The organism is Mycolicibacterium moriokaense (assembly GCF_010726085.1).
GTDB lineage: Bacteria > Actinomycetota > Actinomycetes > Mycobacteriales > Mycobacteriaceae > Mycobacterium > Mycobacterium moriokaense.
The window spans coordinates 1,319,374-1,341,450 of the sequence record NZ_AP022560.1 but is presented as its reverse complement, the minus strand read 5'-3'; the positions used below and the strand labels follow the sequence as shown (position 1 = coordinate 1,341,450).

At 66.1% G+C, this 22,077-nt stretch carries 26 protein-coding genes and 1 tRNA gene; 18 read left to right on the top strand and 9 right to left on the bottom strand.

The features are described from left to right. Window positions 1–1,470, bottom strand: coding sequence for an aldehyde dehydrogenase (locus G6N43_RS06495; RefSeq protein WP_083153585.1), 1,470 nt, complete (start codon window positions 1,468–1,470; stop codon window positions 1–3). A 172-nt stretch (window positions 1,471–1,642) separates the two neighbouring features. Here G6N43_RS06495 and G6N43_RS06490 point away from each other — a divergent pair, with 172 nt between their 5' ends. From G6N43_RS06490 to G6N43_RS06440, 11 genes are all read left to right on the top strand, one after another. Beyond that, window positions 1,643–2,239 (top strand): TetR/AcrR family transcriptional regulator, encoded by a 597-nt coding sequence (locus G6N43_RS06490; RefSeq protein ID WP_083153583.1) that lies wholly within the window; start codon window positions 1,643–1,645, stop codon window positions 2,237–2,239. Further along, window positions 2,236–3,444: a cytochrome P450 gene (locus G6N43_RS06485; protein ID WP_083153581.1), complete on the top strand. Its 1,209-nt coding sequence runs from the start codon at window positions 2,236–2,238 to the stop codon at window positions 3,442–3,444. Before G6N43_RS06490 ends, G6N43_RS06485 begins: the two co-directional genes overlap by 4 nt. Before the next feature lie 29 nt (window positions 3,445–3,473). After that, window positions 3,474–4,298: an SDR family oxidoreductase gene (locus G6N43_RS06480; RefSeq protein ID WP_083153579.1), complete on the top strand. Its 825-nt coding sequence runs from the start codon at window positions 3,474–3,476 to the stop codon at window positions 4,296–4,298. Further along, window positions 4,295–5,650: a lanosterol 14-alpha demethylase gene (locus G6N43_RS06475; protein WP_083153577.1), complete on the top strand. Its 1,356-nt coding sequence runs from the start codon at window positions 4,295–4,297 to the stop codon at window positions 5,648–5,650. The genes G6N43_RS06480 and G6N43_RS06475 overlap by 4 nt, the downstream gene beginning before the upstream one ends. Before the next feature lie 3 nt (window positions 5,651–5,653). Further along, window positions 5,654–5,863: a ferredoxin gene (locus G6N43_RS06470; protein WP_083153575.1), complete on the top strand. Its 210-nt coding sequence runs from the start codon at window positions 5,654–5,656 to the stop codon at window positions 5,861–5,863. A 1-nt stretch (window position 5,864) separates the two neighbouring features. Further along, entirely contained in the window at window positions 5,865–6,404 is a 540-nt protein-coding gene (locus tag G6N43_RS06465; RefSeq protein WP_083153574.1) for a nuclear transport factor 2 family protein, read from the top strand. Window positions 6,405–6,500: 96 nt separating this feature from the next. Continuing rightward, complete coding sequence (locus tag G6N43_RS06460) at window positions 6,501–7,631, top strand: NDMA-dependent alcohol dehydrogenase (protein WP_083153572.1); 1,131 nt, start codon at window positions 6,501–6,503, stop codon at window positions 7,629–7,631. Between the two features lie 51 nt (window positions 7,632–7,682). Then, a complete protein-coding gene (locus G6N43_RS06455) occupies window positions 7,683–9,587 on the top strand; it encodes an FAD-dependent oxidoreductase (RefSeq protein ID WP_234810152.1) in 1,905 nt (634 codons plus the stop codon). Between the two features lie 17 nt (window positions 9,588–9,604). Continuing rightward, window positions 9,605–10,048, top strand: coding sequence for a nuclear transport factor 2 family protein (locus G6N43_RS06450; protein WP_083153568.1), 444 nt, complete (start codon window positions 9,605–9,607; stop codon window positions 10,046–10,048). Between the two features lie 25 nt (window positions 10,049–10,073). After that, window positions 10,074–10,898: an SDR family NAD(P)-dependent oxidoreductase gene (locus tag G6N43_RS06445; protein ID WP_083153566.1), complete on the top strand. Its 825-nt coding sequence runs from the start codon at window positions 10,074–10,076 to the stop codon at window positions 10,896–10,898. A 36-nt stretch (window positions 10,899–10,934) separates the two neighbouring features. After that, window positions 10,935–11,339: an HIT family protein gene (locus G6N43_RS06440; RefSeq protein WP_083153798.1), complete on the top strand. Its 405-nt coding sequence runs from the start codon at window positions 10,935–10,937 to the stop codon at window positions 11,337–11,339. Between the two features lie 3 nt (window positions 11,340–11,342). Here the strand turns inward: G6N43_RS06440 and G6N43_RS06435 are convergent, their stop codons facing one another. After that, window positions 11,343–12,776, bottom strand: a complete 1,434-nt coding sequence (locus G6N43_RS06435) for a sensor histidine kinase (RefSeq protein WP_083153564.1) — start codon at window positions 12,774–12,776, stop codon at window positions 11,343–11,345. 60 nt (window positions 12,777–12,836) lie between these two features. Beyond that, window positions 12,837–13,559 (bottom strand): response regulator transcription factor, encoded by a 723-nt coding sequence (locus G6N43_RS06430; protein WP_083153562.1) that lies wholly within the window; start codon window positions 13,557–13,559, stop codon window positions 12,837–12,839. A 94-nt stretch (window positions 13,560–13,653) separates the two neighbouring features. On the opposite strand from G6N43_RS06430, the gene G6N43_RS06425 reads away from it, so the two are divergent. Beyond that, window positions 13,654–14,484, top strand: coding sequence for a hypothetical protein (locus tag G6N43_RS06425; protein ID WP_083153560.1), 831 nt, complete (start codon window positions 13,654–13,656; stop codon window positions 14,482–14,484). 2 nt (window positions 14,485–14,486) lie between these two features. Here the strand turns inward: G6N43_RS06425 and G6N43_RS06420 are convergent, their stop codons facing one another. Continuing rightward, on the bottom strand, window positions 14,487–14,807 hold the full coding sequence (locus G6N43_RS06420; RefSeq protein ID WP_083153558.1) for a hypothetical protein: 321 nt from the start codon (window positions 14,805–14,807) through the stop codon (window positions 14,487–14,489). 50 nt (window positions 14,808–14,857) lie between these two features. Here G6N43_RS06420 and G6N43_RS06415 point away from each other — a divergent pair. After that, window positions 14,858–14,932 (top strand) — tRNA-Thr (locus G6N43_RS06415). A 14-nt stretch (window positions 14,933–14,946) separates the two neighbouring features. Next, window positions 14,947–15,351 carry an HNH endonuclease family protein gene (locus G6N43_RS06410; RefSeq protein WP_083153556.1) on the top strand — a complete coding sequence of 135 codons (405 nt, stop codon included), beginning with the start codon at window positions 14,947–14,949 and terminating at the stop codon, window positions 15,349–15,351. Here the strand turns inward: G6N43_RS06410 and G6N43_RS06405 are convergent. After that, the gene (locus tag G6N43_RS06405) at window positions 15,348–16,043 is read right to left on the bottom strand and encodes a cupin domain-containing protein (protein ID WP_083153554.1); all 696 of its coding nucleotides are present in this window, start codon (window positions 16,041–16,043) and stop codon (window positions 15,348–15,350) included. The genes G6N43_RS06410 and G6N43_RS06405 overlap by 4 nt on opposite strands. Before the next feature lie 208 nt (window positions 16,044–16,251). Here G6N43_RS06405 and G6N43_RS06400 point away from each other — a divergent pair, with 208 nt between their 5' ends. Further along, window positions 16,252–16,659: a hypothetical protein gene (locus G6N43_RS06400; RefSeq protein WP_244960513.1), complete on the top strand. Its 408-nt coding sequence runs from the start codon at window positions 16,252–16,254 to the stop codon at window positions 16,657–16,659. A gap of 72 nt (window positions 16,660–16,731) precedes the next feature. Here G6N43_RS06400 and G6N43_RS06395 read toward each other — a convergent pair whose 3' ends face one another. Next, window positions 16,732–16,995, bottom strand: coding sequence for a hypothetical protein (locus G6N43_RS06395; RefSeq protein ID WP_234810150.1), 264 nt, complete (start codon window positions 16,993–16,995; stop codon window positions 16,732–16,734). A gap of 84 nt (window positions 16,996–17,079) precedes the next feature. After that, window positions 17,080–17,679 carry a TetR/AcrR family transcriptional regulator gene (locus G6N43_RS06390; protein WP_083153552.1) on the bottom strand — a complete coding sequence of 200 codons (600 nt, stop codon included), beginning with the start codon at window positions 17,677–17,679 and terminating at the stop codon, window positions 17,080–17,082. A 106-nt stretch (window positions 17,680–17,785) separates the two neighbouring features. Between G6N43_RS06390 and G6N43_RS06385 the strand changes: the two genes are divergently transcribed. The 3 genes from G6N43_RS06385 to G6N43_RS06375 all read left to right on the top strand — a co-directional run bounded on the left by G6N43_RS06385 (window position 17,786) and on the right by G6N43_RS06375 (window position 20,758). Next, the gene (locus tag G6N43_RS06385; RefSeq protein ID WP_083153550.1) at window positions 17,786–19,348 is read left to right on the top strand and encodes a phytoene desaturase family protein; all 1,563 of its coding nucleotides are present in this window, start codon (window positions 17,786–17,788) and stop codon (window positions 19,346–19,348) included. Between the two features lie 69 nt (window positions 19,349–19,417). Continuing rightward, entirely contained in the window at window positions 19,418–19,846 is a 429-nt protein-coding gene (locus G6N43_RS06380; protein ID WP_083153548.1) for a cupin domain-containing protein, read from the top strand. 18 nt (window positions 19,847–19,864) lie between these two features. Next, window positions 19,865–20,758: a hypothetical protein gene (locus G6N43_RS06375; protein WP_083153546.1), complete on the top strand. Its 894-nt coding sequence runs from the start codon at window positions 19,865–19,867 to the stop codon at window positions 20,756–20,758. On the opposite strand, the gene G6N43_RS06370 is transcribed toward G6N43_RS06375, so the two are convergent. Continuing rightward, complete coding sequence (locus G6N43_RS06370) at window positions 20,736–21,620, bottom strand: NAD(P)-dependent oxidoreductase (protein WP_083153544.1); 885 nt, start codon at window positions 21,618–21,620, stop codon at window positions 20,736–20,738. The two genes, G6N43_RS06375 and G6N43_RS06370, sit on opposite strands and share 23 nt — an antisense overlap. 8 nt (window positions 21,621–21,628) lie before the next feature. After that, the gene (locus G6N43_RS06365) at window positions 21,629–22,009 is read right to left on the bottom strand and encodes a carboxymuconolactone decarboxylase family protein (RefSeq protein ID WP_083153542.1); all 381 of its coding nucleotides are present in this window, start codon (window positions 22,007–22,009) and stop codon (window positions 21,629–21,631) included. Between the last annotated feature and the right edge of the window lie 68 nt (window positions 22,010–22,077).

Below are 22,077 nucleotides of genomic sequence, written 5' to 3'. Positions count from 1 at the left end.
TTAGTTGACGGCCGTGGCAATGGCTTTGATCTCGAGGTACTCCTCGAAACCCGCAAGCCCCATCTCCCGGCCGATGCCGGACTGCTTGTAGCCGCCGAACGGCATGTCGGCGGAGTACCAGACACCGCCGTTGACGTTGACGGTGCCGACCCGCAGTCGCGCCGCCACGGCGTTGGCCCTGTCCAGGTCCGGCGAGAACACCGTGCCAGACAGGCCGTACGGCGAATCGTTGGCGATACGCACCGCGTCGTCGTCGCCGTCGTGGGCGATGACCGTCAGGACGGGTCCGAAGATCTCCTCGCGGGCCACTTTGGCGTTGTTGTCCAGACCCGCGATCACGGTCGGCTCGATGAAGAAGCCGGTGTCCCGGTCGGCGGGGCGCCCTCCGCCGCAGGCGAATCTGCCTCCTTCGTCGCTGGCCGAGTCCAGATAGCCCTGCACCCGCTCACGCTGTCGCTCGGAGATAAGCGGTCCGCAGATGGTGCCCGCATCGTTGGGGTCGCCGGGTCGCAGCCCTGCCATCGTGGCCGCCGCCGCCTCGACGGCTTCGTCGTAGCGAGCCCTGGGGACCAGCAGCCGAGTGGTGATCGCACACCCCTGTCCCGCGTGCATTGACGCCGTGAACGCCGACATCGAGCAGGCACCCGCCAGGTCGGCGTCGTCGAGCACCACGAACGCCGACTTGCCGCCGAGTTCCAAGAACACCTTCTTCAGGGTGGGCGCACCGTCGGCCATCACCGCGCGCCCGGTGTTCGTCGACCCGGTGAACGAAACCATGTCCACCCGTTGATCTTTCGACAGCAGCGCACCGACGGCGTGATCGCTGGAGGTGACGATGTTGACCACACCGGCCGGGATGTCGGTGTGTTCGAGAATCAACTCGCCCAGAACCGCTGCAGCCCACGGTGTGTCGGGTGCGGGCTTGAGCACCACCGTGTTGCCTGCCGCCAGCGCGGGACCGAGCTTGGCGAGGTTGATCTGATGGGGGAAGTTCCAGGGCGTGATCGCGCCGACGACGCCGATGGCCTCGCGTGCGACGGTGCGCTGGGTCTTGATACCCATCGGCGACGCGACACCGAGATCGGTTGTCCAGGAGTATGACTCGGCGGTGTCGGCGCAGAAGCTGAGATCCTCGACCGGACCTTCGAGCTGCGCCGCGGCCGTCAGCATCCGCGGTGCGCCCACTTCGGCGATCGTCAGCTCACGCAGTTCTTCGACATGGTCGCGCATCGCCTGCTGCAGCTGACGAATGCAGCGCACCCGCAGTTCGGTGTTCGTCGACCAGTCGGTCTCGTCGAATGCCCGCCGCGCCGCCTCGATCGCGCGACCCATGTCGTCGGCGCCGGCGTCGGCGGCGACGCCGAGGACTTCCTCGGTCGCCGGGTTGACCGTCGAAAACGTGCCCGCACTGCCGTCGACGAGCTTGCCGTCGATGAACAGCTTGCTCTCGCGATCGGTCAGGATTGCCATCCGACCTCCTATTTCATTCTGGACAAGTGTCCGACAGAGTTCCATGGAACCATAACCACAGATCGCGGCGCCAAGCAAGGACGCCGCGGGGTGCCACCGATCGACCGGTTATCTAGCTGCGAATATGCATGCTCGCTTGCTTACGGCGCGTGCTGTCCGATAACTTGGACAAGTGTCCAGCGATGCTGTTGCCGCGCTCACACCCGAGTCGGGGCACCCACCACGAAACCGGCGCCAGGAGGAGACCTTCCGCAAGGTCCTCGCCGCCGGGCTGGAGATGCTCCGCGAGTCGTCGTACGCCGACCTGACCGTGCGCGCGGTCGCCGCACGCGCCAAGGTCGCCCCCGCGACGGCCTACACGTACTTCTCGTCGAAGAACCATCTGATCGCCGAGATCTATCTGGACCTGATCAGGAAGGTCGACTACTTCACCGACGTCAACGACAGCACCGTCACTCGCGTCGAGAAGACGCTGCGCAGCATGGCGTTGATGATCGCCGACGAGCCCGAGGTCGCCGCGGCGTGCACGACGGCGCTGTTGTCGGGCAACGATGCCGCCGTGCGCGCGGTCCGCGAGCGCATCGGCGGCGAAATCCACCGGCGCATCCGCGCGGCCGTCGGCCCCGATCCCGATCCGCGCACGCTGGCCGCGTTGGAGATGACGTTCTTCGGTGCGCTGGTCAATGCCGGCAGCGGCGCCTTCACCTATCACCAGATCGCCGACCGGCTCAGCTATGTGGTCGGCCTGATCGTGGGAGACGACAAATGACTATCAGCGAAGTCACGCTGGACCCCTACAACTACGACTTCCACGAAGACCCGTACCCGTATTACAAGCGGCTGCGGGACGAGGCGCCGCTGTACCGCAACGACGAACTCGGGTTCTGGGCGGTGTCGCGTCATGCCGACGTACACAAGGGGTTTCGCAACAGCGTCACGCTGTCCAACAAGTTCGGCGTCTCCCTCGATCCGGCCTCCCGCGGCCCGCACGCGTCGAAGACCATGTCGTTCCTGGCGATGGACGACCCCGACCATCTGCGGCTGCGCACCCTGGTCTCGAAAGGCTTCACCCCGCGCCGCATCCGCGAGTTGGAGCCGCGGGTCACCGAGATCGCCGTCGAGCATCTCGACTCCATGTTGGAGATCGCGCGTGACACCGGAACCGTGGACTACGTCGACGAATTCGCCGGCAAGCTGCCGATGGACGTCATCTCGGAACTGATGGGCGTGCCGAAATCCGACCGGGCGCAGGTGCGTGCGTGGGCCGACGCGGTGATGCACCGCGAGGACGGCGTCACCGATGTCCCGGGCTCAGCGATCGAGGCGTCGCTGAACCTCATCGTCTACTACCAGGAGATGGTCGCGCAGCGCCGCAAGCAGCCGACCGATGATCTGACGACGGCACTACTGGAAGCCGAGATCGACGGGGACCGGCTCACCGACGACGAGATCATCGGCTTCATGTTCCTGATGGTCATCGCCGGCAACGAGACAACCACCAAACTGCTTGCCAATGCCGCGTTCTGGGGTCACCGCAACCCGGATCAACTCGAGCCGGTCTTCGCTGACCTGGAGCGGATCCCGCTGTGGGTGGAGGAGACGTTGCGCTTCGACACCTCGAGCCAGATCCTGGCCCGCACGGTGGCCGGCGAGCTGGAGCTCTACGACACCGTCATCCCCGACGGCGACGTGCTGTTGCTACTTCCCGGCTCGGCACACCGCGACGAACGGGTTTTCGACAATCCCGACGACTTCATCATCGGTCGCGAGATCGGTTCGAAGCTACTGAGTTTCGGCAGTGGCGCCCACTTCTGCCTCGGCGCGCATCTGGCGCGCATGGAGGCCCGGGTTGCACTGGCCGAGTTGTTCAAGCGAATCCGCGGATATCAGGTCGACGAGGCCAACGCCGTCCGCGTCCACTCCAGCAATGTCCGCGGATTCGCTCACCTTCCGATTTCCGTTCAGGTCCGCTGAGAACATTCGCTGAGAACAAAGGTCCACACATGCCCCGCTTTGACCCGCTACCCGACCGCCGCCCCGCCCTGGTGGCCGGGGCGTCCTCCGGTATCGGAGCGGCAACTGCGATCCGCCTTGCCGCCAACGGATTCCCCGTCGCGCTCGGTGCCCGCCGGGTGGAGAAGTGCCAGGAGATCGTCGACAAAATCCGCGCCGACGGCGGCGAGGCCATCGCCGTGCATCTCGACGTTACCGATCCGGACTCCGTGAAATCCGCTGTCGAGCAGACTGTCTCGGAGCTCGGCGAGATCGAGGTGCTCGTCGCCGGTGCAGGCGACACCTACTTCGGCAAGCTCGCCGAGATCGACAGCAACGATTTCGACTCACAGCTGCAGATCCACCTGGTCGGCGCGTTCCGGCTGGCCAACGCTGTCCTGCCCGGCATGCTTGAGCGTCGCCGCGGCGACCTGATCTTCGTCGGCTCCGACGTTTCGCTGCGCCAGCGCCCCCACATGGGTGCCTACGGAGCGGCGAAGGCGGGGCTGGTCGCCATGGTGACCAACTTCCAGATGGAACTCGAGGGCACCGGCGTTCGCGCGTCGATCGTGCACCCCGGCCCCACCAAGACCTCGATGGGGTGGAGCCTGCCCGCGGAGAAAATCGGACCCGCGCTGGAGGACTGGGCGAAGTGGGGCCAGGCGCGACACGACTACTTCCTGCGCGCCGACGACCTCGCCCGCGCCATCACGTTCGTCGCCGAGACGCCCCGCGGCGGATTCATCGCGAACATGGAGCTTCAGCCCGAAGCCCCGCTGGCAGAAATCAAAGACCGACAGAAGCTCGCTCTCGGTGAGGAGGGAATGCCGTCATGACCACAGCAGTGGTGCCCCGGGTATCCGGCGGCGACGAGGAGCACGGACACCTCGAAGAATTCCGCACCGACCCCATCGGACTGATGCAACGGGTCCGCGACGAGTGCGGTGACATCGGCTGGTTCCAGTTGGCGGGCAAACAGGTGGTGATGCTGTCGGGCGCCGAGGCCAACGAGTTCTTCTTCCGCTCCACCGACAATGAACTCAACCAGGCCGAGGCCTACCCGTTCATGACCCCCGTGTTCGGCGAGGGTGTGGTGTTCGACGCCGACCCCGAGCGCCGGGCCGAGATGCTGCACAACACCGCGCTGCGCGGTGAGCAGATGAAGGGCCACGCCGCGACCATCGAGGACCAGGTCAAGGGCATGATCGCCGAATGGGGTGATGCGGGCGAGATCGAACTGCTCGACTTCTTCGCCGAGCTGACCATCTACACGTCGACGGCGTGCCTGATCGGTGTGAAGTTCCGCAACCAGCTGGATTCCCGATTCGCCCACTACTTTCATCTGCTGGAGCGCGGCACCGACCCGCTCTGCTACGTCGACCCGTATCTGCCCATCGAGAGTTTCCGGGTCCGCGACGAGGCCCGCGTCAAGCTCGTCGAACTGGTGCAGGAGGTCATGAACGACCGAATCGCCAACCCGCCCAAGGACAAGAGCGATCGCGACCTGCTGGATGTACTGGTGTCGATCAAGGACGAGGAGGGCAATCCGCGCTTCTCGGCCAACGAGATCACCGGCATGTTCATCTCGCTGATGTTCGCCGGTCACCACACCAGTTCAGGCACGTCGTCGTGGACGTTGATCGAACTACTGCGCAACCCCGAGTACTACGCCAAGGTGCAACAGGAGCTCGACGACCTCTACGCCGACGGCCAGGAAGTGAGTTTCCATGCGCTGCGCCAGATTCCGCTGCTGGACAACGCGGTCAAGGAGACGCTGCGCCTGCACCCGCCGCTCATCATCCTGATGCGGGTGGCCAAGGAGGACTTCGAGGTCGTGGGACATCCGATTCGCGAGGGCCAGCTGGTCGCCGCCTCACCTGCGATCTCCAACCGGATTCCCGAGGACTTCCCCAACCCGGATGCCTTCGATCCCGACCGCTACAACAAACCGCGGCAGGAGGACCTGATCAACCGCTGGACATGGATTCCGTTCGGGGCCGGCAAGCACCGCTGCGTCGGCGCCGCGTTCGCGCAGATGCAGATCAAGGCGATCTTCTCGGTGTTGTTGCGCGAGTATGAGTTTGAGGTGGCCCAGCCGCCCGAGACCTACCGCAACGACCACTCCAAGATGGTGGTCCAGCTGGCCCGGCCGTCGAAGGTCCGCTACCGCAAGCGCGTAAAGGACTGAACCATGGGCTGTTATCGGATCGAACTCGACGAGGACCTGTGTCAGGGCCACGCGATGTGCGAGCTGGAGGCCCCCGACGTCTTCAAGGTGCCCAAACGCGGCGTCGTCGAGATCGTCGACCCCGAACCACCCGACGAACTTCGTGAGGCCGTCGAGATGGCCGTCGAAATGTGCCCCACCCGAGCACTATCCATCACAGAGAAGGAAGACTGACATGGCGTCAAGAGAGCAGCTCGAAGACTGGGTCGAGCGCTGGCTGCAGGCCAACAAGGACTCCGAGGCAGCCGGCGACTGGACGAATCTGGCCGAGTTCTACACCGACGACGCCACCTACGGCTGGAACATCGGCCCCAAGGAAGACGTCATGTGCGTGGGCAAGCAAGAGATCCGCGAGATCGCCCTCGGGCTGGAGATGCAGGGCTTGGAGAACTGGTACTACGAATATCAGCGCACCCTGATCGACGAGAAGCAGAACGAGATCGTCGGCTTCTGGAAACAGATCGCCAACAAGAGCGACGGCACCCGCGCCGAGATCTACGGCATCGGCGGCAGCTGGTTCCGCCTCAACGACGATCTGCTGATCGAATGGCAGCGCGACTTCTTCGACTTCGGCCACGTGGCGAAGGGCTACGCGAAGCTCATCGAGTCCGGTGACCTGACCCCCACCATGCAGAAGCGCATCGAGCGGTCCCTGTCGGGTGAGAAGCTGCCCGGCTACTACCCGCTGGGACAGGCACCCGTCCCCATCTGGTGATTTGCGGCCACCAAGCAGTTGATTGGGGGTGGCCGTGACCTATCTAACTAATGGCTCTAGTCTGGCCTCACTAGCTCTAACGGAAGGCACATGCGGATGAAGACAAAAGGCGCTCTGATCTACGACTTCAACCAGCCGTGGTCGATCGAGGAAATCGAGATCGGCGACCCCGTCAAAGACGAGGTCAAGATCCAGATGGAAGCGTCTGGCATGTGCCACTCCGACCATCACCTGGTCACCGGGGACATCCCGATGGCCGGCTTCCCGGTGCTGGGCGGACACGAGGGCGCGGGCATCGTGCTCGAGGTGGGCCCCGGCGTCGAGAACGTCGCACCCGGCGACCACGTGGTGCTCTCGTTCATCCCGTCCTGCGGTGAGTGTCCGACCTGTCAGAGCGGACAGCGCAACCTCTGCGACCTGGGCGCGCTGCTGCTCACCGGCACCTCGGTGTCCGACGGCACCCACCGGGTGCACACCGCCGACGGCAAGCCGGTCATCCCGATGACGCTGCTCGGCACGTTCAGCCCGTACATGGTCGTGCACAAGAGCTCGGTCGTGAAGATCGACCCGTCCATCCCGTTCGAGGTGGCCTGCCTCGTCGGCTGCGGTGTCACCACCGGCTACGGCTCGGCCGTGCGCAGTGCGGACATCCGCCCGGGTGAGGACGTCGCGATCTTCGGCATCGGCGGCGTTGGGATGGGTGCGCTGCAGGGTGCGGTGAACGCCGGCGCCCGTCACATCTTCGCCGTCGACCCGGTCGAGTGGAAGCGCGATCAGGCGCTCAAGTTCGGCGCCACCCACGTCTATCCCGACGTCTTCGCCGCGATGGCCGGCATCGCCGAGGTCACCGCAGGCCTGATGGCGAAGAAGACGATCATCACCACCGGTGAGCTCAAGGGCGAGGACATCGACAACTACCTCAACTGCACGTCCAAGGGCGGCACCTGCGTGGTGACCGCCGTCGCCAACATGGCGGAGACGGATGTGAAGCTGAACCTGTCGCTGCTGACCCTGATGCAGAAGAACCTGCAGGGCACCATCTTCGGCGGCGGTAACCCGCACTTCGACATCCCGCAGCTGCTGTCGATGTACAAGGCGGGCAAGCTCAACCTCGACGACATGGTGACCCGGCAGTACAAGCTGGAACAGATCAACGACGGCTACCAGGACATGCTGCAGGGCCGCAACATCCGCGGCGTGATCCGCTATACCGACGAGGATCGGTAGCCCGCAATAAGCGGGTATCCAAACCTGTTGGCGCCGGGCAGGATCGGCGCGATGTCGCTGCGCAATCGCATGGTGATGTCGCCGATGGAGACCCTGTACGGCACACCCGAAGGGCTGCCGTCCCCGCGCACCCGCGACTACTTCGCCGCGCGCGCGGCGGGCGGCGTCGGATTGATCACCGTCGGCGCGACCGGCATCGACCATCGGCACCCCGAGACACCGGGCGGGCTGCACCTGGCCACCGACGAGGCGGTCGACGCGCATCGCGCGCTGGTCGACGTGGTGCACGAACACGGCGCCAAGATCCAGCCGCAGATCGTGCATGCCGGGCCCGACGGGCTCGGGCCGGAGATGTACGGCGTGACGTCGATCGGCCCGTCGGTGATTCCGTCGTACCTGACCGGCAGGCCGTCGGCGGAGGTCACGCGCGAACAGTTGGTCGAGGTCTTCGATCTGTTCAAGCGGGCGGTGCGGCGCGCGGCCGAAGCGGGGTACGACGGTATCGAACTGCATGCCGCGCACGGCTACATGTTCCTCGGCTCGTTTCTCGCCCCGCAGCGCAACCGCCGCACCGACGACTACCGCGGCGACTCGGTGTCGGGCCGTATCCGTGTGGTGCTCGACGCGCTCGCCGCGATCCGGTCCGAGATCGGCGACGCACTGCCCATCACGCTCCGCATCTCCGGCTATGAGCGTGTGGCCGGCGGCCGGCCGATGTTCGAAACCGCGCTGGTGGCACCGGAGCTGGTAGCAGCGGGTGTCGACGCGTTCCACGTCAGCGGCGGAGTGATCGATCGACTGGTGACCGGCATGGTCAACGCGGCCGACGACGGCGACGCGCTCAACGTCGGCGCTGCCGCGGCGGTCAAGGAGGTCGTCGATGTACCCGTGATCGCCGTCGGCCGTATCCACGACCCCGCCCGCGCCGAGCAGATTCTCGCCGACGGCAGGGCGGATTTCATCGCGATGGCCCGGCCCATGCTGGCCGATCCGGAGCTGCCCGCAAAGGTGGCGGCCGGGCAGACGCACCGCATCCGGCGCTGCATCTCGTGCGAGAACTGCATCGACGCGATGGAACAACGCTTTTCGGTCGACTGCGCGGTCAACCCGCGTACCGGCAAGGAACGCGAACTGGCCGTGGTACCGGCTTCCAGCGCGAAGCGGGTGGTGGTGATCGGCGGCGGCCCCGCCGGGATGGAGGCCGCACGCGTCGCCGCCGAGCGCGGTCACCGGGTGACGCTGTTCGACCGCGACGACCAGACCGGCGGTGCGCTGCGGTGGGCGTCGCTGTTGCATCCCGAGAACGAGCCGTTCCTCGACTACCTCAGGCAGGAGATCACGCAGAGCTCGGTCAACGTCGAACTGGGACAGAATCTTTCGGCTGACGATATCGTCGACCTGCGACCCGACGCCGTGGTGGTGGCCAACGGCGGGCGCGTCGTGCCACCCGCGATCGAAGGATCCGAGTTGCCCAACGTGCGTAGTGCGCGCGACATCGTCCGCGCGATATCGCAGGGGTCGATCCCCGAAGAGCGTCGCGTCACCATCGTGGGCGCCGACCTCGGCGCACTCGAGCTCGCCGAATTCCTCGCGGCGCGTGACCGTTTGGTGTCCGTCCTGGAGCCGGGCAAGGCCATCGCACCGCTGGTGGGCAACAAGCGCAAGACCGAACACATGGACCGCCTTGACCGGTTGGGGGTGACGGTGCACGTACGGGTGTCCGTCGAGCGGATCGCACCGGACGGCGTCGTCTTCACCCCGCGCGGCGGGTCCCGTCGGCGGCTGCCGTCGGACACCGTCATCGTCGCCGGCGCCGTCGAACCGAACACCGAGCTGTACGAGAAGCTCGTCGCCGCGCTGCCCGACACCCATATCGTCGCGGCGGGCGACTGCACCGGCGCCGGACTCATCCGCAAGGCCACCGAAGACGGCGCCCGTGCCGCCTGCACCATCTAACAAAGGAGTGAAACACCGTGTCCGACAGCAACACTGAAACCATCGAGAAGACACCGGTAGTCATCGCGTCCGAGGCGTCGTGGCGATGCGTGCAGGCGGGTGACAAGGAAGGGTGGCTGGCCCTGATGGCCGACGACGTCCTCGTCGAGGATCCGATCGGCGAGGCGGTCACCAACCCGGACGGCAACGGGATCCGCGGCAAGGAGGCCGTCGCCGCGTTCTACGACACCAACATCGGCCCGAACCAGTTGACCGTCACCCGCGAGGCGACGTTCCCGTCCAGCTCGCCTAAGGAGATCGCGTACATCCTGGTGCTGCGCACCCGATTCCCGAACGGCTTCACTGCCACCGTCCGCGGGGTGTTCACATACAAGGTGAACGACGCCGGTCTGATCACCAACCTGCGCGGGTACTGGAACATGGACGCCATGACGTTCGCTCAGGAGGGCGAGGGCGATTAGCGCACCACTCCGCGGCAGGGGCGCCGTGGTCGTCGGCGGCACCCGCGGCATCGGACTCGCGGTCGCCGAGCTGCTGGCCACACAGGGCGCCGGCGTCGTGCTGAACGGACGCGACCCCGCCACCGCGAACGAGGCCGCCGAACGGATAGCCGGTGCGATCGCCCATCCCGGCTCGCCGTCCGACCCCGACGTCGCCGACGCGCTTATCGAGCGGTGCGTGGAGGAGTTCGGCAGCATCGACATCCTCGTCAACTGCGCGGGCACGCCCGGGCTCGCGGGTGAGTCGATTCTGCGAGTCACCAGCACGCTGTTCCGCGATCTGATCGACGCACACCTGATGACCACGTTCGAGACCTGCCGGGCCGCCGCGCCGAAGATGGTGGAACAGGGCGGTGGTTCGATCATCAACACCAGCTCGTTCGCATATCTCGGCGACTACGGCGGCACCGGGTATCCCGCGGGTAAGGGCGGCGTCAACGGACTGACGATGGCCATCGCGGCGGAGCTCAAGGAGCACGGGGTGCGGGCGAACGTGGTGTGCCCCGGCGCCAAGACGCGGCTTTCCACGGGCTCGGAGTACGAAAGCCACATTGCTGAGTTGAACAGCCGGGGCCTGCTCGACAACGCCAGTACCCAGGCCGCGCTCGACGCGCCGCCGCCCCAGTACGCCGCACCGATCTACGCCTACCTCGCCAGCGATCTCGCCAAGGGCGTGACGGGCCAGATCTTCATCGCCGCAGGCGGTTTCGTCGGTCGCTTCGACCGTCAGACGCCGGCGATCATCGGCTATCGTGACCACGCCGATTCACCGCCGTGGAGCATCGAGGAACTGGACGGCCTCATCCGCTGAGAATCGCGCCTGAGCACCCTCACTATGCTGACGGGCATGGCGAGCGTGTTCACCAAGATCATCAACGGAGAGCTGCCCGGTCGATTCGTCTATGAGGACGACGACGTCGTCGCCTTCCTGACCATCGAGCCGATGACCCAGGGCCACACGTTGGTGGTCCCCCGCGCGGAGATCGACAACTGGCAGGACGTCGAGCCGGCCGAATTCAACAAGGTGATGGCCGTCGCGCAGCGCATCGGTAAGGCCGTTTGCAAGGCCTTCGACACGGAGCGTTCGGGGGTGATCATCGCCGGTCTCGAGGTACCGCACCTGCACGTGCACGTGTTCCCCGCGCGCAACCTGTCCGACTTCGGATTCGCCAACGTCGACCGCAACCCGTCTCCGGAGTCACTGGACGAGGCGCAGGCGAGGATCAAGGCCGCACTGGCCGAATTGCCCTGACGCTCAACCCAGCTGGGCGGGCACGTCGGCGATCCGCGGCAGCTTGACCGTGAACCGGCAACCTTGGCCCGGCGCGGTCGTGACGCTGACTGTGCCGCCGTGCGCGTGCACCAACGAGTCGACGATCGAGAGCCCCAGTCCGGTGCCGCCGCTCGCCCGCGCCCGCGACGAATCCGCGCGGTAGAAACGCTCGAACACGCGGTGAGCGTCTTCCACGCTCATACCCGGGCCCTTGTCACAGACCTCGAGCACCGCGGTGTCGTCCTGTGTTCCCACCCGCACAGCGACATCCGCCGTCTCGGGTGTGTGCTGCAGCGCATTGGACATCAGGTTCGAGAGCACCTGCCGCAGCCGCGGCTCGTCGCCGAGTACTTCGGGGGTGCCGGGTCCGTCGAAGACCTCCATCGTGATCCTGCGCTTCGGCGCGATCGACCGCGCATCGTGGACGGCGTCGCTTGCCAACACCAGCAGATCAACCCTCCGCTGATCGAGCGGACGCTGCGCATCGAGCCGCGCCAGCAGCAAGAGGTCTTCGACCAGCAGACCCATCCGGCTCGACTCACTTTCGATGCGGCTCATCAGCATCTCGATGTTGTCCGCGGCACCTTGGCGGTACAGCTCAGCGAAACCGCGGATGGTGGTCAGCGGTGTGCGTAGCTCGTGGCTTGCGTCGGTGATGAATCGGCGCATCCGTTCCTCGGAACCGCGCGCCTGCTCAGCGGACGCCTCCGACGCCGCGATCGCGGTCTGGATCTGGGCGAGCATGCCGTTCAGCGCCAGCGACAATCGGCCGACCTCGGTCCGCGGATCCCGCTCCGGCACCCTTCGGTCCAGCTGGCCCGCCGCGATCGCCGCAGCGGTCCGTTCCACTTCCACCAGCGGCCGGAGGCTGCGGTGCACGACCCAATACCCCGCCACGCCAACCACGAGCAGCACGGCCAGCCCGATGCCGAGTTGGGCGTATGTCAGGGCGCGCAGCGTCGTCTCGACGTCGGACAGATCGATGGCCACGGTGGTGAGTTCGCCCTGCGGACCGCGCACCGTCATCGCGCGCCACCGGACGCCCGAGTCGCCGACCGAACCGATGGTGACCGGCTCGGGACCGACGTCATTGGAGTCAGGCAGTGCCGGTTCGGCGTCACGGTCGTTGACCGCCATCCAGATGTGGCCGTCGGGACCGATGCCCCGGACGTAGAAGTCCGACGGCGGGCGGGCGGGGTTGGGCCCCGCCATCGGCTCCGCGGGCACCTGACGCGGGGCTTGGGCCCAGCTGCGGGAGGCGTCGAGCAGTTCCTCGTCCACCCGGTTGCTCAGGCTGTGGCGCAGGATCGATGTGACCGCCACATCCGCGGCGAGCAGGCCGCACGCCACCAACACCAGGGTGGCGGCCACGAGTCCAACGCGCAGCGGGATTCCCCGCCTGCTCAATGCGCCCACAGGCCCATTGTTCAGGTCAGCGCTCTGCCCGTCTCGCAAGCGCTTATCTGTGCCGTCCACTCATCGGGGTTCGCGAAGGACGTACCCCACGCCACGCAACGTGTGCAGCAGACGCTGTTCGCCGGTGTCGATCTTGCGACGGAGATACGACACGTAGGACTCGACGACGTTGACGTCACCGCCGAAGTCGTAGCGCCAGACGTGGTCGAGGATCTTCGGCTTCGACAGCACGGTGCCCGCGTTGATGATGAAGTAGCGCAGCAGCGTGAATTCGGTAGGTGAAAGGGAGACCGGCTCGCCGGCTTTCCACACCTCGTGGGTGTCCTCGTCGAGTTCGATGTCGGCGAACGTCAACCGGGAACTGCGCGCCTCCTCGACGGCACCACGACCCGACCGCCGCAGGATCACCCGCAGCCGGGCGACCACCTCTTCGAGGCTGAACGGTTTTGTCACGTAGTCATCACCGCCGAGGGTGAGCCCGGCGATCTTGTCCTGCAGCGAATCGCGGGCCGTGAGGAACAGCGCCGGAGCGTCGATGCCGTCGGCACGCAGCCGACGCAGCACGCCGAAGCCGTCCATGCCGGGCATCATCACGTCGAGGATCACCGCGTCCGGTTTGACCTCACGTGCCTTGTCCAGGGCGGCCGAACCGTTGGACGCCGTGTAGACGTCGAAACCCTGGAACTTGAGGCTCACCGACAGCAGCTCGACGATGTTGGTCTCGTCGTCTACCACGAGGACCGTGGCCTCCGGGGTGTGTTCGTGTGCAGGAGCCATCGCCATTCATCCACTTTCCGCCCGATTGCTTGCGATGTTCCTTGCGAAAGACTGTGTACTTCCTGTGAGTTTGGCCTTGCGTCGTCCATAGACTGGGGAAATGAACCTGGGGAAAGCCGTGACGGACCTGGCCACCGCACCGGTACGAGTCGGTCTGGCCATGGCTGACGCAGGGCTTTCGATGGCCAGCGGCGCCCTCGGCATCGCCCAGCGCACCCTAGGTGAATCGGATTCGGCGACCGCCGACGGGTCGGCGTCGTTCGCGAAACTGCTGGGTCTCGACGAAGCCGTCGACCGAGCAAATCGCCTGGCCAGGCTGATGGATGACGACGCGCCACTCGGCAGGGCACTGGCGCCCAACGGTCCGCTCGACCGACTTCTGCGCCCGGGCGGAATCGTCGATCAGCTGACCGAGGAAGGCGGGCTGCTGGACCGGCTCACCGCAGAGAACGGTGCGATCTCTCGGGCGCTCGCACCGGGCGGGATCGTCGACCAGGTGACCGCGGAAGGCGGGCTGCTGGACCGGATGACGACCGACGACGGCGCGATATCTCGGGTCATCGCCCCCGGCGGGCTGGCGGATCAACTCCTGGCCCACGACGGCCTGATCGAACGGGTGCTTCGCGAAGACGGGGTGGCCGACCGGTTGCTTGCCGAGGGCGGGCTGCTCGACACGCTGACCGACCAGAACGGGCCGCTGCTCAAACTGGCGGATGTCGCCGACACCTTGAACCGCCTGACGCCGGGTTTGGAGGCGTTGGGGCCGACGATCGATGCACTGCACGACGCAGTCATCACGTTGAGCCAGGTGGTCAACCCGCTGAGCAACATCGCCGACCGAATACCACTACCGGGCAGGCGTCCCAGGGCGCGCACCCGGGCGACCTCACGACCGGTGGTGTCGCAGCGGGTCATCGACGCCGACGAGTGACGTCAGCCGTCCAGGGTGGCGACGCGATCGGCGACCTCATCGGCCGCCGGGGCTTCGCTTTCGGGTTGCCACTGCTGTAGCAGCGGGACGACCGCACCGCGCAGGATCCGCACGTACTCGTCGACGTCCTGCGGACCGTACGACTCGATGCGGTCGGCGACCTCTGGGACCAACGGCCGCAGCGCCGTCGCGATGGACAGCCCCATGGCGGCCTCGGTGCTGGCGCTCTGGTCGAGCAGGTTCAGCAGCCGCTCGATGTCGGGCCGCTCCAATCCCGGATAGACGTGCGGCAGGTCCTCGAGCAGATCGTCCTTGACAGTCACACCGCAGCGAGTTCCCCGAATGGGCGACCCGATAAACTCTGACCCCGCAGGCCCCCTTAGCTCAGTGGTAGAGCGTTCGCCTTGTAAGCGGAATGTCATCGGTTCAATCCCGATAGGGGGCTCCACGTTTGGCCACGGGTTGAGAAAGTGTCGCTGCTGCGGTGCAGCACTCACGAAGCGCAGTCAGAAGGTCTACTGCGACAACACATGCCAGGCGGTGGCCCGGCGCCAAGCCAGTACGGAGCTTTGGCTCAAATCCGGTGATGCGCGGGTGGGCACCGGCCGCGGCCACTACATCCGCGAGTACCTTGCCGAAGCGCAGGGACGCTGTTGTGCGATCTGCGGCGGCGCCAGCGTGTGGTTGGACCTGCCACTCGCGTTGGTGTTGGACCACATCGACGGGGACCCGACCAAGAACCGGCGGGAGAACCTGCGACTGGTCTGCCCGAACTGCGACTCGCAGTTGACGACGTATAAGAGTCGCAATCGCGGCAAGGGTCGGCACTACCGACGGCAGCGCTACGCCGACGGCCAGTCTTACTAGGGCGAGCGCAGGATGACGATCGAGTTGTCGATCTTCTTGAAGGACTTGAACGTCTCTTCCGGCGCACCGAAGATCGCGGACAACACCCGCGGTGGGAGCCTGCTGAGCGACTCCCCGATCCCGATGTTGTCCTTGTCTTCGGGCGCACTGGTGTTCTGAATGATGATGACCGACAGGTCATCCTGGCCGCGGTTCTCGAAATAGTGAAACGACCCTTGGGGCGCGAATACGACGTCGTTGACCTCCTGGTCGAAGCTCTCGTAGTTGCCGTTCCCGTCGATGACGATCCACGTCGCCACTCCTCCGGTGACGATGTTCAGTTCCCACGCACTCGGATGCCAATGCGGCTCGCGGATGCCTCCAGGCTTCAGCGTGAGCAACAGCATGCTCGCTTCTTGTCCCTTGAGGATCGGGAAGTTGTCCTCGTTCGCTTGCTGAAACCAACCTCCGTCATGCTCGCTGCGCGGCTGCTCGCCGAGTCGGAACAGGTGGGTCTGCGAGGTGATGGTCTCGGCGGGTATGCGGGGATCGCCGAAGCGCGCAGCATCGTCAGCCATAGAAATCGGAGCTTCCTTCTCGGAGCTGTTGCCAGAGCCGCTGGAGATGATGAGGCGGTCGACGCCCACTCCGGTCGCGGCGGCAGCGCCCGCCAGACCCGTTGCACCCAGGACTTTGCGGCGATTCACCGTCACGGACGGGAGCCTAGCGGCGGCCACGGGCGCACAAGAGAAATCCAACGAGTTTACGCAGAACGGCCTCGGCCATGTGTTTGCTGGGGCATCATACTTGGGATCGGTAGCTAACTCCGCGGCCTGTACTGGACCGCATTGGCGACGCCACCCGAGCGGCGCCCGACGAAGGAGAACGATCATCAACCGAATCTCGAAGCTTGCGACCGCGGTGGCGGTGTCCACCGGTCTGGGCCTGGCTGGGTTGGGGTTGGCTACCGCGTCCGCGCAGGGTCCCAGCTACCAAGGCGGCAACTGTCCGGCCGGCGTCACGTGCACCCACTGGTTCCCTGGTGAGCCGGCGCCTCCTGGCGGTCAGGTGCTGAGCTGGGACTGGAATGTCCCGCACGACTGGTACTGGACCTCCGAGGGCATCGTGGACGTCGCGTCCAACACCATGTTTCCGTGGTCCGGTTCGCCGCATGCTGCGGCGCCGCCACCCGCCCCGGTCGGTACGCCACCCCCGCCGGTGACACCGCCGCCGGGAATGCCGTTCTGCTCCCCGCGCGGATCCCTGATCATCATTCCGCCCATCTGCGACGAGATCGGTTACGACTGGCCGCCAGGCTCGCTGCGCTAGCAGCATGCGTCGGCCCGCCATCAGAGCTTCTCGGGTGGCGGGCCGATCCCTGTTCCGACTAGTTGTGAACGGCTAGTTGTGGACGGTCGGGCTGCCGCCCACCGTTGCGCGTGGCGTCTGCCGTCCCGGCTGGTTCTGCGCGAAGGAGAAGCACGTGCCGTAGTGCCCGGCCGTGCAGGGAATGCCGTTGATCGTCGTGACCGGCCCACCGGATCGATTCGTGGGGACGCCGTTTGCGTCGGTGGCGGGATACGTGGACGGCTCCGCTACCGCCGCCGGCGCAGCGGCGATCGCCACCGCGCACAAGCCGCCGAGAAGCAATCCGCGTAACCACATACCTGCAGGGTACGCCCGTATGGAGCGCATCTGTGCACAGGCGCGAACTCCAGCAATATTTGCATTTATTCGCTGGCGCGGACGTCAGGACAGCGGCGCCAGACCGGACCTGACGAGATTCACACAGGTAGCACTGATCTCGTTGAGGTCGCCCGTGCAGCCGTTGCGGCCCCAGTTCTCCACGGCAGTCACCAGCGCTGCCGCCAACGTCGCACCGGCAACCTCGGCGAGCAAATCGACCTCTGGCGTGTCGGCGTACCGGTGCGCAACGAACTTCGTGATCACCCCGGCGAACGACGCCTGCACCACCCTCAGGTGAGCGGCGATCCGCTCGGCACTGATCAGTTCCGCCCGAGCACTCGCCGCCTGGCGCACCACTTCCAGGTCATACGGGAAGCTCGCAATGGCGGCCAGCACGGCATCGAACACCGACTCCGAATCGGGCCGCCGCTCCAAGGCGTCGGCCAACCACTCGACCTGCGTCTCGTAGTCCTGGAACAGGACGGCTTCCTTGGTGGGGAAATGTCGGAAGAACGTGCGCTCGGTGACCCCGGCCTCGCGAGCCAGCTCGGTCACCGTGACATTCGTGAAGCCCTTGGCGGCGAAGCTCGCCAGCGCCGCCTTTCGCAACGCTTCGCGCGTCGACAATCGCCGGAGCTCATGCAGGTTGGGCGAGGCGGTCATAGCGCGGCGATCGTATCCCACCGTCGATCGAGTTTGTCAGTACTGACATATTTTGTGTCAGTACTGACATATTCTATCCGGATCTATCCAGTGCAAAGGAGAGCCCATGAGCGACTACGACGCGATCGTCGTCGGTGCCGGCCACAACGGACTGACGGCCGCCGCGCTGCTGCAACAGGCGGGTATGCGGACCGTGTGCCTGGAGGCCAACACATACGCCGGAGGGATGGCGGCCACCGTCGAGCTCATCGACGGGTTCCGCTACGAGATCGCCGGCTCGGTCCAGTTCCCCATGCCGCCGCAGATCGCCAAGGAGCTCGGACTCGACACATTGCCGACCGTCGACTCCGAAGTAATGTCGGTCAATCTCGGCGACGACGGTGACGAGGCGATGATCTTCTATCGCGATCCGATGAAGCTCATGGCCCACCTCACCGAGAAGCACGGCGTGGACGCCGTCACCGGCATGGCGGGATTGATCGGCTGGAGCCAGGGCCCGTCGAAGGCGCTGGGCCGCTTCGACGTTCGCACACCACCAAAGACCATCGACGAGATGTATGCCTGCGCTGCCAACGAAGCCGAGCGCCAGGCCATCCACGACGTCCTGTTCGGCACCGCGATGGACGCCATCGACCGATTCCTGCCCGATCGGCAGAAGCACGCGGTGATGCGCGGAATGCTCGCCTTCCTGGCCATCAACTCGACGTACCGCGGTCCCTACACCCCGGGCAGCGCAACATGTTTGGCGTTCGCACTCGCCGTACCCGACGAATCCACCGCGATGATGACCAAGCTGGAGGGTGGGATCGGAGCACTCTGCGACCACCTGCTCGAGCTGTTCCTTTCCGGCGGCGGGGAGATCAGATACCGCACCAGGGTCGAGAAGATCCTCGTCGCCAACGACCGCGTGACCGGTGTGCGATTGCGCGACGGTTCCGAAGTCAGTGCGCCGGTGGTCATTTCGAACCTTTCGCCGGATCACACGCTCGTGGACCTGGTCGGCGCCGAACATCTCCCCGACGACCTCGTGACGCGGCTGGGTGGTCGCGACCACCGCGCCTCGTTCGTCCAGCTCCACTTCGCACTCGACGGCCTCCCCGAATTCGCACCGCCCTACGAGTTCCTCAACGAGCCCGGCATGCAGGGGTCCGTCGGGATCTTCAACTCCCCCGAGGAACAACAACGCCAATGGGACGAGTGCAGACGCGGCGTCGTGCCGGACAACCCGTCGATGGGCATGCAGATCCCGTCGGTGCACGACCCCGCCATGGCGCCGCCAGGAAAACACGCGGCCAGCGCGTTCGCGTACGCATTCCCCGTGGAGACCAGCCGCGACCGGCACGGCCACCTGAAGAACGAGATGGCCGAAAAGGTGATCGACAAGATCACCCGCTACGCCCCCAACTTCCGCGACATCGTCATCCGCCACATCACGTTCGCGCCGTACCACATGCAGACGATGTTCGCGGCACCCGCAGGTGACTTCTGTCATGGTCTGCTGCATCCGGACCTGATGGGACCGAATCGGCCGGGGCCGAAGGGCTTTCTCGACATGCCGATCCCGATCGACGGTCTCTACCTCGGCGGGGCGGGGTGCCACGGCGGTCCGGGCATTACGTTCATACCGGGATACAACGCCGGCCACCAGGTGATCGACGACCGCAGCTAGGCGCGCCTGTCACAAATCCAGCTCCTACCCGGTCTCAGAGGTATACCCGCGACCAGAAGGAGCCCGGACATGACCAGCGAGTCGGTAGCACCGAACCCCCACAGCACCGCGTGGCAGACGGCAGTGACCGTGCTGCAGGAGGCCATGCCACCCGATATCGCCCCGGGATCGCACGCGATGACCATCGCCATCGAGTTCCCGCCGGGCGATCCGGGCACCGCGCCGCATCGCCACAGCGGACCTGCGTTCGGTTATGTGCTGGAAGGCGCGATGCTGTTCGAACTCGAGGGTGAGCCACCCCGCGTCGTGGAGGCCGGTGAGACCTTCTGGGAGCCCGGTGGCGACACCATTCACTACTCGGATGGAAACGCGCGTGACGACGTGAAACTCCGCTTCCTCGTGACGATGTTCTGCGCTCCCGGCCAGCAGATGCTCACTTTCGTCGACGAGGACGAACTACTCGCCCGTCGGGACCGCCGCGTCCCCGCGAAGGTCTGAGCAGGCAAAGGGATTCCGATGTCCAAGATCTTGTTGCAGACCACCATCGCCGCACACGCCGACGACTGGGATATCAGCCGTTTCTCGCTGCTGGCCGCCGAACTGCGCGCGGCGGGCCACGAGGTGACCGCACGGAACCGGGTCAGCACGACCGACGACCCTGTACTGAGCCGGCTGGACGAGTTGGACCACGACCAGCTGTGGCTGATGGCCGTCGACGTCGGCGATGGTCTCACCGATGCCGAATCGCAAGCCATCGTGCGGTTTCGCGAGAACGGCGGCGGGGTGCTCACCGCGCGCGACCACCAGGATCTGGGCAGCTGCCTGACCGGGCTCGGATCGTTGGGCGACGTCAACCATTTTCATGAGAAGAACCCCGACCCGGCGCGCATACGCGACGACCAGGACACCCCGACGATCTCGTGGCCCAACTACCACTCCGGGGCCAACGGCGACTATCAGCCCGTGTTCGCCGATGAGCCCGTGCACGCGTTGCTGCGCACCAACCACACCGCCAGCGGCCGGATCGAATGGTTCCCGGCCCACCCACACGAGGGTGCGGTGTCCGCGTGTGTGCCCAATGCGAAGGTGCTCGCGCGCGGCCGAAGCACCGCATCGGGCCGACGCTTCGGGCTCGCCGTGGTGCTGGACGGTGAGATGTCCCCGGATGGCAGGCCGATGGGCCGGGCACTGGCGGCTTCGACCTTCCACCACTTCGCCGACTACAACTGGGACCTCGGCTGCGGCGCACCCACCTTCGTCACCGAACCCGAGGGCTCCGCGATCAAGGCGGACCCGTCACGGCTGGTGGCGTTCAAGGACTACGTGCGCAACATCGCCGCGTGGTTGCACCCGGCGGCCTCCGCTACCGACGGCCGAGAGATTCCAGTCATGGCGTCCGAGCCGCGATGACCACACCCGCGGCGGCCTCGATCGGTTTGACGATCGACGTGAAATCCGAGTCCGGTCCCTCCGCGGCCAGTGTGCCCTCCCACATCCGGGCGACGGTATCGGCCAGCTCCGTCGGCAGCCCCAGCGCCTTGGCCTCGTCCAGGTACAGCCGGATGTCCTTGACCATGAGGCCGGTCGCAAAACCGTAGTCGAAGGTGCGCGGCAGCACCGCCCGCGGGAACTTATCGCGGCTCGCGTGGGTTCCGCCGGATCCGGAGTTGAGCACGTCGATCATCACCTCGGCGTCCAGCCCGGCCTTGACCCCCATCGCGACGGCTTCCGCGGTGACCGCAAGCGATGACGCCGCGATCAGGTTGTTGACGAGCTTCATCGTCTGTGCGGCACCGGGTTTCGGGCTGACGTAGGTGACGCGGCCGATCGCCTGAAAGGCCGGCAGGCACACGTCGAACTCGTCTCGCGGACCCGACACCATCACCGCGAGGGTGCCCGCCTGCGCGCCGTGCACACCTCCGCTGACCGGGCTGTCGAGCGCGGCCACACCATGGTCGGCCAGCAGCGCGGAATTGCGTTGCGCCGTCGAACTTCCCACCGTGGAGAAGTCGACGAAGCGGCGGATCGCCGAGCCACCCGCGACCGCCTCGGCGACGTCGAGGGACGCCTGCGGCGTCGGCAGGCTCGCCATGACGGTTGCCACGCGGTCGGCGACGTCGGCCGCAGACGTCGCGGCCTCGGCACCCTGTCGGACGGCCTCGTCGACGACCGGGGGGCGGGTGTCGAAAACCACGACACGATGCCCTGCGGCCAACAGTCGACAGGCGATCGGAAAGCCCATGTTGCCCAGGCCGATGAAGCCGATGTCCATACGCGGCCCTAGCCCTGCTCGAGCTCGTCGAACGCGGCCCGTGCGACCCGGAAGCTGTCCACAGCGGCGGGCACCCCGCCGTAAACGGCTACCTGCATGAAGATTTCGCGAATCTCGTCGCGGGTGACGCCGTTGGTGAGCGCGCCCTTGATGTGGGTCCGCAGCTCGTTCGGCCGGTTCAGCACCGCGAGCATCGCCAGGTTGAGCATGCTGCGGGTCTTGCGGGGAAGCCCGTCGCGGCCCCACACCGCGCCCCAGCAGTACTCCGTCACCAGATCCTGGAAGGGGCCCGTGAATTCGTCGACGTTTCCCGCCGCCTGCGCGACGTAGGCCTCGCCGAGCACCGCGGTCCTGATCTCCCGGCCCTTGTCGTATGTCTCTTGGTCCACGTGCCCTCTTTTCTCCGACCGAGCCCTGAGTATCCCTGAGCACAACTTCGTGAGTTTTGCGCCCATCC